The organism is Halobacteriovorax sp. GFR8 (assembly GCF_050955245.1).
GTDB lineage: Bacteria > Bdellovibrionota > Bacteriovoracia > Bacteriovoracales > Bacteriovoracaceae > Halobacteriovorax_A.
In genome coordinates this window covers 18,337-33,076 of sequence record NZ_JBPBLR010000003.1, presented here as the reverse complement: position 1 = coordinate 33,076, position 14,740 = coordinate 18,337, and the positions used below count along the sequence as shown (strand labels likewise).

Here is a 14,740-nt window from a genome sequence, read left to right as displayed (position 1 = left end):
TATGTGCGGAATTGTTGGGCATTTAGGGCCATCAAATTCAGTTGACGTTGTTCTAGAAGGACTTAGAAGATTAGAGTACCGTGGCTACGATTCAGCTGGAGTTAGCTTCATCAGTAAAAATGATGAACTTCTCGTTTATAAAAAAGAAGGTAAAATCGCTAACCTTGAAGCCGAGCTTGAAGGTAAAGATATTCATGCAAGATCTTGCATTGGGCACACTCGTTGGGCCACTCACGGTGGTGTAACAGATTATAATGCTCACCCACACGTATCGACAAAAGATGGGATTGCAATGGTTCACAATGGAATCATTGAGAATGCTACTGAGATTAGAAATGAACTAAAAGAGCATGGAATTTACTTTGAATCTGAAACAGATTCTGAGACTTTTCTTGGTCTTCTTATTTTTCACAAGCGTCAAGGAACACCAATTAAAGAAGCGGTCATCAAGTCTTTTGAAAGAATTGAAGGCTTTTCTGCATTTGTTGTTCTAAATCGTGAAACAGATGAAATCTTTGCAGTTAAAAAAGGTGCTCCACTAGTATGTGGAAGTAATGAAGTAAACTCTGAAGTATTTGTTTCAAGTGATCCATATGCTCTTGCAGGTATGGCAAATCGTATTTACTTCCCTGAAGATAATGTTCTTTGCCACTTAAGTGTGAAAAATAATCAACTACTGAACTTCTATGAATTAGATGGAACAAAGACTCACAGATATATGTCAAAAGAGCAGACGATTGATCACGACCCTGCTTCAAAGGGTGAATTTGAGCACTATATGCTTAAAGAGATTCACGAGCAGCCAGAGTTGATTCGTTCACTAACTCAATATTACTTTCAAGGAGAAGGGAAAGAGAGCTTAGAAGCGGCAACAAAGCTTCCAATGGATGCTGTAAGCATTACTGCCTGTGGAACTGCTTATTACGCAGGACTTGTGATTAAGGATTACTTCGAATCAAGTAACCGTATTAGATGCTTTGCAGAAGTTGCGAGTGAGTTCCGTTATAGAAATCCAATTCTAAATCAGAATGAATTAGCTATGTTTATTTCTCAGTCTGGTGAAACAGCAGATACTCTTGCGGCCCAAACAATGTGTAAAGAAAGAGGCATGAAATCCCTTTCGATTGTAAATACTGAAGGCTCTACGCTGTATCGTGATTGTGATGTCAACCTTATGATTCGTGCGGGTATTGAAATTGGTGTTGCTTCAACAAAGGCTTTCACTCAGCAAGTTCTAACAGGTAAAACTCTTTCTGAAGTAATTGCAAATGGAAGCATGAATGATGAACTAAGAAATTCATTATCAGCACGTTATAGCTTACTTGCTCAAAGAGTAGAGCAGTTACTTGATAATACGAAACCTATTAAAGATGTTGCAGATGCAATCTATAAGTTCAAAGGTTTCTTTTATACTGGACGTGGTTCTTACTTCCCAATCGCTCTTGAGGGTGCATTAAAGCTTAAGGAAATCGCTTACGTACACGCTGAAGGTTATGCTTCAGGTGAACTAAAACACGGTCCAATCGCTCTTATTGATGAAGAGAAAGTAAATATCGCCTTAGTTGGTGAAGAACTATATGAGAAGACAGTTTCAAATATTCAAGAAATTAAAGCTCGTAAGGGATTAATTGTTTCGATCGGTCCAAAGGGTAAGGAAGATTTAAGAGAAATCTCTGATCACTATATCGAACTTAATTTTGAAGGTCTTGGAGATTTAGCACCTCTATATGTAAACGTAGTTAACCAACTGCTTGCATATTATATTGCTAAGAATTTAGGAACAGATATTGATAAGCCAAGAAACCTGGCAAAGTCAGTAACTGTAGAATAAAAAGAGTAAATTAGGAATTTAAATGAAGTTAGATCATCTCAACATTCAACAACGTCAAGCCGTTAAAGAGATTGATGGACCAATGATGATCCTTGCAGGTGCAGGATCAGGAAAGACAAGAACGCTTGTTACAAAGATTGCTTATCTTTTAGAAGAAAAGAATATTTCTCCTTTTCAATTATTGGCCCTGACGTTCTCGAATAAGGCCGCAAAAGAAATGCGTGATCGTGTCGGACGTGATGTTAGTTGTGATGTAGGTGCACTTCAAGTGACAACATTTCACTCTTTTTGCGCAAAAATGCTAAGGTCTGAGGCAAACTACTTAGGCCTTAGTCGAAATTTTACGATTTATGATACGTCTGAACAAAAGAGTGTTGTAAAAGCGATCTTAAACCGCCGTGGAATTTCGCAAAAAGAAACGTCACCGTCTGAAGTACTATACTTTATTGAAGACCTTAAGAATCACGGTCATTATCCGGATCGTGATATATCAGATAAAGATTATGAAGTAGAAAGTGATGATATTTTCTACGATATGTATCTTGAGTATGAAAAAGAACTTCACAAGGCCAACGCCACAGACTTTGGTGGACTTATCTGTGGTGTTATTCAGCTCTTCGAAAAATTTTCTGAAGTGCTTGAAAGGTACCAAGATCGTTTCCGCTATATTCTTGTGGATGAGTATCAGGATACGAACCGTGCTCAATTTGATCTAGTCACAAAGCTTGCCATGAAAAGAAGAAATATCTGTGTTGTTGGGGATGAGGATCAGTCGATCTACTCTTGGCGTGGTGCGGATATTAGAAATATTCTAGACTTCGAAGAAGTTTATAGCGATGCTCAAATTTTAAAATTAGAGCAGAACTATCGATCTTCTAAAAATATCATTGAAGCCGCTGGTGCGGTTATCTGTCGCAATACTCAACGTAAGGGAAAGAGTATGTGGACTGATAATCCAGAAGGTGAGTCAATTGAAATAGTCGAATGCTCTAGTGATCGTGAAGAAGCAGACTTTGTTGCAGAACAATTAATCCATCATCATAATGAAGATCAAATTAATTACGATGAAATGGCCGTTTTCTACCGAACAAATTCTCAATCAAGACAAATTGAAGATGCTCTAAGAAAGTCTAATATCCCATATCGAGTTGTGGGTGGGATTAAATTCTATGAGAGAAAAGAAGTTAAGGATTTAATTGCTTATATTAGACTTCTTGTTAATGACAAAGACTCATTGGCCTTAAGTCGTATTATAAATGTACCAACGCGTGGGATTGGTGCAACAACACTAAGAAAAATCGAAGAAGAGGCAATCAAGTCTGATAGTTCTCTTTGGGAAGTTGTTAATAGAATTGTGGATAACCCTGAAGATTTTAAACACATTAGACTTTCGTCTCGTGTTAAGTCTTCTCTTTCACAATTTGTTCACCTAATCACTGAGGCAAAAGTTGCTCATGATGAAGGTGAAGGCTTAGAGACTGTTTATGAAAAACTTCTCTATGAATCAGGTTACTGGGAAATGCTTCGAGCTGCTAAAGACTATGAGTCGCAAGCTCGTATGGAAAACTTAGAAGAGCTTGGTAGTGCCTTTACTCAATTTGAGGATCAAAACCCTAATGGCCGTTTTGGAGCCTTCTTAGAAACAATCACCCTTGATAATTCAGTGATTGGACAAGAGGAAGAGAATCAGGGTGAAGTATCCCTAATGACAATACATGGGGCCAAAGGTCTTGAGTTTGAATATGTCTTCGTTACAGGTGTTGAGGAGACAGTTTTTCCAAGTTATCAGTCAATCGAAAATGGTGAGGTTGCAATTGAAGAAGAGCGTCGTCTTTTCTATGTAGCAATGACTAGAGCAATGAAAAGACTTTATATTACCTTTGCTCAAGGACGTATGTTATTTGGACAATTACGCTTCAATGGCTTTAGTCGTTTTATTCAAGAAATACCGAATAAATTTTATATTTGGAAAAAACTAGGCGGTGGGTGCCAGCAATCAATGGACAATGATTGGGACGACCTATGTGATCCCGTTTATGATGATGAGCCAGTTTATCGAGTTGAAAAATCGCCAAGTATAAGTGCAAAGAAAGTAACTTATCCTAAGGGGTCAAAAATTGTTCACTCACTCTATGGTGAAGGAACTGTTTTAGAGTGTATTGGCCCGACAGGAGATGAAAAGGTAACGATTAAATTTAATGACGGTGCACAGAAGAAATTTATGGCAAAATTTGCACCACTGACTTTAATCTAGAATACCATTGGAGGGTATGTGAAAACTAAGTCACCATTAAAAATAATTTTTTTATTTTTAGGGTTTTTAATTGTCTTCTCTGCAATCATTTTAATTGTTGCTAAAAAGAATTTAAAACCAGATGCCATCAGGCAGGCTTTTACTACTCAACTTCAAAAGACTTTACCAAATGCTGAAGTTTTGACTCAGTCTCTTGATTACTCCCTTGGCCTTAATTCTAAAGTTAATATTAGGGGGGTTGATATCCTTTACCCTCATGGTGGTCGAAAACTACCTCTTTGCTCATTTGAAAATCTACAAATAGAAATCCCATTTTGGACAATGCTTATGGGATACGGAACCATCTCTGTTAACATAGATAATCCAAAAGTAAGTTATATTGAATTCAAGAAAGGTTCTAATTGGGAAAACTCTTTTACTTCAAAGGAAACTGTTAGTTTTAAAGAGGAAAAGAAAGTAACTATTAAAGAGAAGGGAATAGAAGAATCTGACTCTGGATTGGCCGTTCTAAGTTTTTTCTCCGATGCAGCTTTAAATTTCAATGTAACCAATATTGATGCAAATTATGCTTTAAGAAGCGGAAGCTTTGGTGAAGTCAATATTGAAAAGCTTGCACTAAGAGATATCGGCTTCAATACAACATCAGTTTTCGAATTGAAGTCTCATTTTATTCTTTCAAGAGGTAAGCCAAATGAAACATCTTTTGATGTGTTAATGATTGGTGAAACTGTACTTGATAAATGGCTTGAAGAAAAAAAACTAAATTTCAATGCTGAAGTCGATATTAATAATGTTAAATCAAGTGTTCTTATAAAACCTCTAAAAAAGTTTTCTATAAAAATGGATGGTGGTGTTGATAAGAAGATGATGTCTTCAAAAGTTGTTGTTGCACTTGAAGAACACCAGTTTATGAAATCAAATTTTGATTACGATTTAAGTAAAGAAGTTTTAAAACTACATAATATAAACCTTGTAAGTGATTTAAATAATATTACTTCTTACTTTGTTAATGTAAGTGACTTCGGAGTGAAAATTAAAGACGGCCAACTTAAGGTCGAGGGAAGTCTAACATCAAGAAATGATAAATTATTTCCCAATATTACAACTAGTGTGGATAGTAATATCGTTGCACTCGGCATTCCTGTGGTTGTTAATGTTAAAAACAACTTAAATAGTAAGCAGATAAGATCAGCAATTGAGTTAAAACTTCTTGAGGGGATTGTGAAAGTTGGTCAGTCGACTCCTTTTGTTCTTGGTGTTGATCGTTTTGATTACTTAAAGACCTCTGTCATAAATATGCATCTACAAGACATACAAATTCCGACAGAAATGAAAGAACACATGCCTAAGCAGAAAGTTGTTAAGGAAGAAGTAAAAGAAGAAAATACTGATGTCGATATTTCGAGTACAAATGGTGAAGTCTTCTCAAATTATCCAGTTAAATCTAAAGTTAAGTTTTCCAATGTTATGCTAGGAGAATCACCAATTAATGGTCAGATTGGACTGAGTGTGAACCGTAAAAAACTAAGTATTCTATCGAATAGATTAAAACTTGGTACAGCACCTCTAAATCTAAAAGTTAATTCAGAAATCCATAAGAAAGGGAAAACGACAGAAGTAAATGCTTCATTTAGTGAAGTCGATATATCAAGTGCAGCCCTTTTTGTCCCACATGGTATTGTGAGGTCTATTGAGGGGAAGGCATCAGGTAAGGTAGATGGAAAGTTAATTGGTAAAAGTTATGACTTCAATGTTGCACTAAATGTAAAAGAAGCAAAACTTCATAAGATAAATTTGGCAAATATTGTTGGAAGTATGTTCAAAAAACTTGAGAAGTTAGCGAAAAAAGATATTTCCGTTAACGGAGATATCAGTGAAATTTCATTTAGTGGGCGCTTAGATGATCGCTATCATCAATTTAAAAGTTATAAAGTCGTATTAGATGAAGGGAAGTATAACTTAGAAGGAAATGGAAAAATTGACTTCAAGGCTCCTGGTGAACTTCTTGGTGCGATTGTTGTAAATGAAGAAGAGCTAAAGCATGACCTCGAAAGAGATTATGGAACAGCCAAAATTCCATATCGCCTAGCAGGGATAGGCTATGCTTTAAGTAGTGACTACGAATATACTCTTGAAAAATTGGCCAAGAGTGCTGCTAAGAATTTACTAAAGAAAGAAACTGATAAAGTCCTTCAAAAGAATAAAGGCAAAATAAAAAAATTATTTAAAGGTATTTTCAAAAATGACTAAGAATTTAATTGGTTCTGTAGATATTGGTTCTAATTCTACACTACTACTTGTTATTGATCGTGATTCTAAAGAAATTGTACAAGAAATTTCAACAATTACAGGGCTCGGCAGAGGACTTGATAAAGAAGGTGTTTTTCAAGAAAAATCAATGGAAGATACTTTTAGGGCCTTAAAAGAATATCAAGAAGAGTGTCAGAGGTTAGGTTGTGATAAGATAATTATTACGGCAACTGAAGCTTCTCGTGTTGCTAAAAATGCTCCTGAGTTTTTCGCTAGAATTAAGTCTGAGCTTGGTTTGGATATTGAAATTATTTCTGGTGAGGGCGAAGCGTTTTATACGGCCCTTGGAATTAATGAAATGATGAAGAAGAAGTCAAAAAAACAGCTGATCTTAGATGTTGGTGGTGCTTCTAGTGAACTTATTCTTATTAAAACAAAACCTTTCGAAATTATTGAAACTGTTTCACTACCAATTGGCTCAGTGAGAGTTGATGATTGGATTAAAGATGGCCAACTAAGAACTAAAGTTGATGAAATTTTTGAAAAGTTTAACCTTGATTCATATGTAGGACAGGATGTTATTGGAGTGGCCGGTACATTAACAAGCCTTGCGCTGATGTTCTCAGGTGCCTCTGCATATGATGCTGACTCAATTAATAACTATAGTATTGGACTCGCTGATTTCAATGAGAGTACGGATCGTATTCAACTAGTTGAAGCAAAGGCACTTGGTAAACAATTTTCTTTCTTAGGAAAGAGGTCTAAAACAATACAGTCTGGAGCGATTTGCGCACAGACAATTCTGAATAAGATTGAAGCGAAGAATATTCATTTTTCTACATATGGACTTCGCTATGGTACGGCACTGAGAGGAGAGATAGATGACGTTTACCGCGTATGAAAGTAGTAAGGTTGAAGTTGAAAGCTTACTATTTAAAGAGAGTACAAGTGCTGAATTTATTTTTCTTATAAAGTCTGGAACTCTTTTAACAGTTAAAGAACAAAATGGAAGATTAGTTCCAACTGGTACTCATAAGAAAGGTGACTTTCTCGGCGTTTCTGGTGGGATTAATCGTAAGGTCTATGATGAATCATGCTTTACTATTGAAGATGTTGAAGTTGTGCCAATTCCAATAAGTGAAGTCTCAAAGATTATTGACTCAAATGAGCTATGGCTTAAGAAAATTGTTAATACAACAATTGATCGTCTCGATAGTGCCATTAATATTTTAGCTGAGCATAAAATATTTGATACAACGAAAAGTAGCGATTTTATTTTTACTGATGAAGTTGAGGCCAAGTTTAGGAAGTTAATTAATGAATAAGTTATTGATACTATTTAGTATTTTTTTCTTAGTTGCTTGTAGTGGTAAGAGTAGTGATTGGCATGGTGGACCTGATTCTAATAATAACGGTGTACGTGATGATATTGACTCTTGGATTGAAAAGAAAACCAAAGGTGATGCGAGGTTACACAGGGCCCTTGTTAATCTTGCTAAGATTAATCCTGCCAATTGTGAATATTCGATTAAAGCGAAGTGTTTGGATCAGTTAAGTGATGACGGAATTCTTCTTCAGATAGAGTTATTAGATTTGCAGCTTAATACGAAAGAGTTGAGGGCAGAATTTGAGGGCAATATTAAAAACTGCCCCCAAATTGATGATCGAAAAATTAATTATAAATGTGATTTATAGACTAAGTCGTCCTCTGTTATTGAGGGCGACAATAGTGTCAGTTACACGCTTTCTTGCTCTTTGAATATCGCGTGCTTCATTTGCTCCAAGATTTTTTACCAGATAAGAGTAAGCTTCTTCTGCCGCTTCTCTTGGGAGAATAGTAAGAACTTTCTTTTGGAAAGATTTCTCACACTCTTTAAGAGCAACACCAATAACAGGTGCTTTAATAAACTTAATAACTTGGTTTAGATCAATCTCATCTAGTGCGTAGATTGTATCGAAAGTAATACTTTCAGCGTAGAGTTCTTTGGCAAGAGTAGGGTTTCTCATTTGAATATTCTTCAAGAGAGTGGCCCTTTCTTCAGAATTCATAAACTTTAGCATCTCAATAATTTGTGCCTTTCCATTTATAAATACGCCACCATTTTGCTTATTCGCTTCCATTTACTTTCCTTTGGGAGAGATTATGCCTCTTCCCACTTCATTTTTTCTTTCATGTATTTTTCGCGCGCTTGATCAAGTGTATCTCGATGTGACTCATTCATTTGCGCGATCTGATTATCATGAGTTTCCTTAAGTTCTGCAACTCTCGCCTCATGAGTCTTCTTCATATTTTCAAGCTCAAGCTCCATGCGGCCACGTTCATCTTTAACGAGTTCAGTTTGCTTGTCTCTTATTTGCTTTAATTTAAGTTCTGTACTGTTTTCAACACTTTTAATTTCTGTTTCGTAGTGTTTATTGAGTCTTTTTAAGTCGGCAAGATGCTTCTTCTCAGTCTTCTGATATTCCTGAGAGTTCTCAAGCTTGGCCTTCTTTAGTTGATAGGCATGGCGCTTATACTCTTGCTGTTTGAATCTCTCTAGCTGTTGGCGATTGATTTCTGTTGACATAAATTACTCTTCTTTGACTAGGACATAAAAGCGTCCTAATATATTTTAGTAAGTATTTAACAGTAAGTGAATGGAGGCAAATATGTCCTTAAATAAAGGCCGTCGCGTATTTTTAGTAGGTGGAAAACGAACGCCATTTGGTAAATTTGGTGGTTCTTTAACGGATATTAAGCCAGTTGACTTAGCTGTTGCTGCCACAAATTCACTACTTAGTGAAATAGGAGTAAAGGCCGATCATATTGATCAGGTAATCCTGGGAAATGTTGTCCCATCTTCAACAGATACTATGTACGGTGGGAGACACCTTGCTCTTAAGGCCGGATGTGCGCAAGAAACACCTGGAGTCACAATTAATAGACTTTGCGGCTCAGGTATACAGGCCATCTTAGATGCTGTTCGTTTAATTAAATTAGAAGAGGCCAATTGTGTACTTGCTGGTGGGACTGAAAATATGTCGATGGTTCCGCATTTAACATATGGTGCACGCTTTGGTACGAAATACGGATCATTGAAGAATGTGGATATGCTTCTTGATGCTCTAACTGATCAACATGCGGGTTGCCCAATGGGGATTACTGCTGAAAACCTTGGGGCCAAGTATGAGGTTTCTCGCTCTGATTGTGATGAGTTTGCTCTCTTGTCTCACCAACGAGCAACAGCAGCTTATGAAGATGGAAAGCTTCAAAAAGAGATTTGTGAAGTAGAAATCAGAAAAGGTTCAGTTTCAAGAGATGAGCACTTAAGAGAAGGCGCTTCTCTTGAAGATATGAATAAACTACGTTCATCTTTTGTAAAGGATGGACTTGTTACTGCTGGTTCTGCATCTGGTATTGTTGATGGAGCCGCCGTCGCACTTGTGGCAAGTGAAGACTTTGTGAATGAACATGGTTTAAAACCAATTGCTGAAATTATTGATGGTACCGTTGTTGGTGTCGACCCGACTATTATGGGGATTGGTCCCGTACCGGCGATTCGTAAACTTCTAGCAGATAATAAAATGGAACTTGATCAAATTGATCTTGTGGAAATAAATGAAGCTTTTGCAGCTCAAGCACTTGCTTGCATGAAAGAGCTTGCTCTTGATGTAAATAAGGTTAATATCTGGGGGGGAGCAATTGCTCTAGGACATCCTCTTGCTGCATCTGGAACTCGTATTACAACGACTTTAGCAAACCAACTTATAAGTGAAGGCAAAGAGTATGGAATTGCCAGTGCTTGTATTGGTGGTGGCCAGGGAATTGGTATCTTAATTAAAAGAGTTTAAATGAAAAAAGTTAACGATGAATTAAAGTTCTTTCATCATGATTATGCATCTTTTCGCGACTGGCTTTGCCTTGATATTCAAAATGTAACTTGGCAGGGAAAGTATCGTGAAGATTTTGAACGCTTTTGGGATGTGTTCTTTGATGAAGACTTAACTCTTTTTGAGATCTCAAAAAGATTCTACTATATCATCGATAATATTCATGTCGGCCCACTTGAGTCATGGTTTACTTGGCTTAGAGATAAATTCATTTGTTTTGTTTTTATTTCACGCGATATTTCTATTGAAGAGCTTGCAAGTAATTTGCATCAAAGTGAGCGCGATACTTCAATTTTACTTCGTAGTTTCTTCGTTGAGGTTTTTCCTCAGCATGAAGCCTATATAAATGAACACTTTACTTTAAATGATATTCTTTCAGGCAATCGCAATGTTAGTGCAAATCAGTTAGTATCTGATCTTGGTGTCGATCTATCATTTTCAGGTAGTCACAATCACGAGATTTTAACCTCTATGGAAGTAACTCTTTATCAAGAGTGGATCTATTTTGTTAAAAAAATGGAAAAAGACTTTCGTGGAACAAACTTTAATATCTCGAGGCTAAAATTCAGAGATAATCTAAGTTCAAAGATGCAAAGCCTTGCTCAAGTCTTTGCCTTTATTGGTGTCGCAATTTTTCTTGTCTGGGCCATTGAGTTTGCCAATAGAACTTATGAGAAATATTTATCAGATAAAATCAGTGTATATGAGCCGCAGTTTCGTTGGGAAAATGAAGGTTTGAAATTCACAGATGAAACGATTGCTGATCAAGAGCAAATTGCACAATTTGAATTGGATATTAAAGATATTGAAAATGTCGATGACACTGAAAACTTTCTTGGTGAAACTTTAGAAGATGAAGAGCGTGATGAAGTAGAATCGGAAGTTGTCCTGACTTCAATCGATACTCTACCTCGTGATATTTCTTCGGCCGACAGAGAGCAGTCGTCTTTTGAGGAAGATATTAAAGGTGGTGGTTATCGTGATAGCCGTTACGGTAATACAAAAGTTTATCGAGTTATGATGAACTCAGCTGATACTGACGATACAAGAAAGCGTCTGAGTAAACTATTGGATCTATATCAAGTTACACAGGTTGATAATGTAAAACCTGGACTCGCAGTTCCTGGTGGATTCTATTATAACCTTTATGTTCCAAGATCTTATTTAAAAGAATTTATGGCCCAAGTAAAAGGGGATGACTCCGTTATTATTTATGAGTCTAGAACTCGAACTCGTCGAAACCCACCTGGAAAAAACAAAGTTTTTATTTGGCTTAAGGCGATTTAGCACACGCAAAATTGGCCGCGCAAAGGCGGACTATTGTTTGCGGTGCTAGCTCCCCATTTCTTTAGCTAGAAAATAAAAGCGAGAACGAGGATTCCTTAGTTAAATTACAGGACTTTGAATTGGATACTACATTTGTCCATCAGGGATACTAAACAATGTCTTTACTTCTCTAAGTAATTGATGAGTTTGACCAAGGAACCACCATTTTACAACTCGCGTTTAAAGTTGCCCTAAGGCAAGTTTTAATGCGAAGTTGATTCGAGGATTCCTTAGTTAAATTACAGGACTTTGAATTGGATACTACATTTGTCCATCAGGGATACTAAACAATGTCTTTACTTCTCTAAGTAATTGATGAGTCTGACCAAGGAACCACCATTGTCTAACAAACCCAATTAACATCGAAGCAATAAAACCATAAGCAACACCTGAGTGAGTTGTTTTCTCGACCATGTTAGTATCGTGTGCACCACCAAGGAAGAATGCAATCATTCCAAGAATGATCATCAGCATTGTCCAAGGAATTGTCTGTCTCTTTGCAAGGTCTGCTTTGTGAACATACCTTTTCACTTTTTCTCTATAAGGAGTTAAGTCACCTGGAGCTTCATCAAATAATTCATTTAAATTTTGCTCACTCGTAAGGATTAAATTGATATTGTTCACAAGACGGGCAACACCAATGAAATAAAACATTACGAACGCTTGCGCGAAGATTGTATAAAGATAGGCTGGAATGGCCAATTTAATGTGGCTAATGCCCACATCAACAAATCCTAGTGCTACGCAAGTTGTTAGTCCAATTGCAGCAACCATGATAACGATCAGTCCTCTAAGTAGATAGGCCATAATTTCACCTTTTATAATTGTCAACTATACTCTAATTTGCTAATTCTTATCCCATATTTAATAAAACATTTACTATAAGGCAATTTCTTCGTGAGCGAGAAAAATCAAAACACTAAGTTAGATAAAAAACTACTCGAAAGTAATCCGGTAATGGGCTCTTTAATGGTTCCTATTGCAATCGTACTGGTAGGAGCACTGATCATTTTTGGTGTGACGAAAATGCTTTCTAACGACCACTCTTATAAAGACCTCGTTCATGAGATGAAGTCGAAAACCTTTGGTAACAAGTGGATTGCAGCACTTGAGCTTTCTAAAGTAATTTCAGCTGGTGCAGTTAAGGAAGAAGATATTCCTTGGTTAGTTACAAATTTAAGAGATATCTATAAGACAACTGTAGACCCAAGAACACGTGACTTCATTGTTGTGGCCATTGGGGCACTAGGGAATGAAGGCGGGCTTCCAGTTCTTGAGCATGCTCTACAAACAAATAATCCTGAAATTAATTTTCACGCGATGGTAGCACTGTCAAAAATGCCTAAAGGTATTTCGTTTAACTGGGACATTGTAAAAAGTTTCATTGATAAAGATGACGCGGCCATGGTGCAAGTAACAATCTTGACTCTTGCTACACATGAAGTTGATGGTACAGAAGATTTATTTATCAAGAGGCTCAATAGTGACCTCGGTTTTTCTGTGAGATATGCTGCAGCGACAGCATTAATCGCATATAAGAACGATCAGGCCGTTGCGACAGTCAATGAAATTTTAAACCTAAATGATGAGTCTTTAGGTAAGAAGTTAACTGTTCAAGAGATAAGTGGCCTTAAGTTTAATGTACTCACTGCGTTAAGACGAGCAGAGTGGAAAAAGATGGCGCCAAGCGTTGAGAAAATGATTAATATTGAGAAAGATATAAAAGTAGTTAGTCTTGCAAAGGAAGTTTTAAATTCGTTGAAATAGTGATAACATCCTTCAAAGTATAAAATGAATTTGCAATAACTTATGAATCATAAATTGGGTCATCGTGACTTAAATTTGTGTATTTATGATTAGAAATAGAGGTTTTTTAAAATGTCTGATGATGTAAAAAAACAGTTAAACCGAAGAGAGTTCTTTAGTTTCGTAACTGTTGGTTGGGTAGCCTTCACTTCTGCAGTAGCAGGGTTCTTAACATTAATTTTCCGTTACACTTATCCAAACGTAAACTTCGAGCCAGAGATGGATTTCGTTGCTGGTCGTCCTAACGACTACGAGGAAGGTGTAGACGAGCGTTGGAAGAATGGTTACGGTGTTTGGATTGTAAAAATGGAAGGACGTCTTTTCGCTCTTTCTAACATTTGTACTCACCTTGGATGTGTTCCTAACTGGCTTCCTGCCGAGTTAAAATTTAAGTGTCCATGTCACGGTTCTGGTTATTACCAAAATGGTATTAACTTCGAAGGGCCTGCTCCGAGACCACTTGAAAGATATAAAATCTCACTAAATGCTGAAGGAAAAATCATTGTCGATAAAACTAAGATTTATCGTTATGAGAAAGGTCAGTGGGATAATCCACAAAGTTACTTAAAAGTTTAATTTAGATTAATAAATAGGAAGGAATAACAATGGCTAAAAGAGGTGTTGTTGATTACATTAGAGAAACTCAGGTCTGGAAATCGATCTTCAGACACGGGCCTCCAACGAACGCAAGAAACAGAGCTGCTGTCGTAGCTGGTAACGTGTTTTTACACTTACACCCAATCAAACTTAAGAAATCAGGGGTTCAACTTGGTTACACTTGGTGTATGGGTGGACTTACATTTTTCATTTTCTTAGCACTAACAGTTACTGGTGTACTTTTAATGTTCTATTATAGACCAACTGCAGAGTACGCATATAACGATATTATTGCACTTAAAGAGCACGTGCCTTTAGGAATTATGCGTGAAATTCACCGTTGGGGTGCACACGCCATGGTTATTACTGTGTGGCTTCACATGTTCCGAGTATTTATGACTGGTTCATATAAACCACCTAGAGAATTTAACTGGGGTGTTGGTGTTATTCTTTTAGTATTAACTCTTCTACTATCATTTACTGGTTACCTACTACCATGGGATCAGCTAGCGATTTGGGCGATTGCCGTTGGTTCAAACATGGCAAAGGCGACACCTTTCTTAGGTCACGGTGGTCCAGGTGCAGCTTTAGCACAAATTGGTGACTTCGTTATGGTTTCTGATAAAAACGACGTTCGTTTCCAGCTTCTAGCAGGGCGTTTCGTTGGGGAACCAGCACTACTAAGATTTTATATTCTTCACTGTGTATTCATTCCACTAGTTGTTGGTGTTCTAATTGCAGTTCACTTCTGGCGTGTAAGAAAAGACGGTGGGATTTCAGCACCACTTTAGAAATATATTTTGAGA

At 36.9% G+C, this 14,740-nt stretch carries 14 protein-coding genes; 11 read left to right on the top strand and 3 right to left on the bottom strand.

All coding sequences use genetic code 11. From position 1 onward, the window contains the following. The first annotated feature begins 1 nt into the window (after position 1). Genes glmS through ACRXC1_RS14845 form a run of 6 tightly spaced genes read left to right on the top strand, consistent with a single transcriptional unit; the run spans position 2 to position 8,030 of the window. Positions 2–1,831: a glutamine--fructose-6-phosphate transaminase (isomerizing) gene (gene glmS / locus ACRXC1_RS14870; RefSeq protein ID WP_433659981.1), complete on the top strand. Its 1,830-nt coding sequence runs from the start codon at positions 2–4 to the stop codon at positions 1,829–1,831. A gap of 22 nt (positions 1,832–1,853) precedes the next feature. Beyond that, positions 1,854–4,085: an ATP-dependent helicase gene (locus ACRXC1_RS14865; RefSeq protein ID WP_433659979.1), complete on the top strand. Its 2,232-nt coding sequence runs from the start codon at positions 1,854–1,856 to the stop codon at positions 4,083–4,085. Between the two features lie 18 nt (positions 4,086–4,103). Then, positions 4,104–6,335, top strand: a complete 2,232-nt coding sequence (locus ACRXC1_RS14860) for a hypothetical protein (protein ID WP_433659977.1) — start codon at positions 4,104–4,106, stop codon at positions 6,333–6,335. Further along, positions 6,328–7,236, top strand: coding sequence for a hypothetical protein (locus ACRXC1_RS14855; protein ID WP_433659975.1), 909 nt, complete (start codon positions 6,328–6,330; stop codon positions 7,234–7,236). Before ACRXC1_RS14860 ends, ACRXC1_RS14855 begins: the two co-directional genes overlap by 8 nt. Beyond that, on the top strand, positions 7,217–7,660 hold the full coding sequence (locus ACRXC1_RS14850; protein WP_433659973.1) for a cyclic nucleotide-binding domain-containing protein: 444 nt from the start codon (positions 7,217–7,219) through the stop codon (positions 7,658–7,660). Before ACRXC1_RS14855 ends, ACRXC1_RS14850 begins: the two co-directional genes overlap by 20 nt. After that, positions 7,653–8,030: a hypothetical protein gene (locus tag ACRXC1_RS14845; RefSeq protein WP_433659971.1), complete on the top strand. Its 378-nt coding sequence runs from the start codon at positions 7,653–7,655 to the stop codon at positions 8,028–8,030. Before ACRXC1_RS14850 ends, ACRXC1_RS14845 begins: the two co-directional genes overlap by 8 nt. Here ACRXC1_RS14845 and ACRXC1_RS14840 read toward each other — a convergent pair. After that, positions 8,025–8,456 carry a FliG C-terminal domain-containing protein gene (locus ACRXC1_RS14840; RefSeq protein WP_392911154.1) on the bottom strand — a complete coding sequence of 144 codons (432 nt, stop codon included), beginning with the start codon at positions 8,454–8,456 and terminating at the stop codon, positions 8,025–8,027. The two genes, ACRXC1_RS14845 and ACRXC1_RS14840, sit on opposite strands and share 6 nt — an antisense overlap. A gap of 20 nt (positions 8,457–8,476) precedes the next feature. Further along, a complete protein-coding gene (locus ACRXC1_RS14835) occupies positions 8,477–8,902 on the bottom strand; it encodes a hypothetical protein (protein ID WP_392911156.1) in 426 nt (141 codons plus the stop codon). Positions 8,903–8,984: 82 nt separating this feature from the next. Here ACRXC1_RS14835 and ACRXC1_RS14830 point away from each other — a divergent pair, with 82 nt between their 5' ends. Together ACRXC1_RS14830 and ACRXC1_RS14825 are read left to right on the top strand one after the other, a co-directional pair. After that, positions 8,985–10,166 carry a thiolase family protein gene (locus ACRXC1_RS14830; RefSeq protein WP_433659968.1) on the top strand — a complete coding sequence of 394 codons (1,182 nt, stop codon included), beginning with the start codon at positions 8,985–8,987 and terminating at the stop codon, positions 10,164–10,166. Further along, entirely contained in the window at positions 10,167–11,492 is a 1,326-nt protein-coding gene (locus ACRXC1_RS14825) for a hypothetical protein (protein WP_433659966.1), read from the top strand. Positions 11,493–11,792: 300 nt separating this feature from the next. Here ACRXC1_RS14825 and ACRXC1_RS14820 read toward each other — a convergent pair whose 3' ends face one another. Continuing rightward, positions 11,793–12,338 carry a hypothetical protein gene (locus ACRXC1_RS14820; RefSeq protein WP_392861057.1) on the bottom strand — a complete coding sequence of 182 codons (546 nt, stop codon included), beginning with the start codon at positions 12,336–12,338 and terminating at the stop codon, positions 11,793–11,795. Between the two features lie 90 nt (positions 12,339–12,428). Between ACRXC1_RS14820 and ACRXC1_RS14815 the strand changes: the two genes are divergently transcribed. From ACRXC1_RS14815 to ACRXC1_RS14805, 3 genes are all read left to right on the top strand, one after another. Continuing rightward, positions 12,429–13,298: a HEAT repeat domain-containing protein gene (locus ACRXC1_RS14815; RefSeq protein WP_433659964.1), complete on the top strand. Its 870-nt coding sequence runs from the start codon at positions 12,429–12,431 to the stop codon at positions 13,296–13,298. A gap of 111 nt (positions 13,299–13,409) precedes the next feature. Further along, positions 13,410–13,913, top strand: a complete 504-nt coding sequence (locus ACRXC1_RS14810; protein WP_021267552.1) for a ubiquinol-cytochrome c reductase iron-sulfur subunit — start codon at positions 13,410–13,412, stop codon at positions 13,911–13,913. A gap of 29 nt (positions 13,914–13,942) precedes the next feature. Further along, the gene (locus ACRXC1_RS14805) at positions 13,943–14,725 is read left to right on the top strand and encodes a cytochrome b N-terminal domain-containing protein (RefSeq protein WP_103218399.1); all 783 of its coding nucleotides are present in this window, start codon (positions 13,943–13,945) and stop codon (positions 14,723–14,725) included. Positions 14,726–14,740 lie beyond the last annotated feature (15 nt).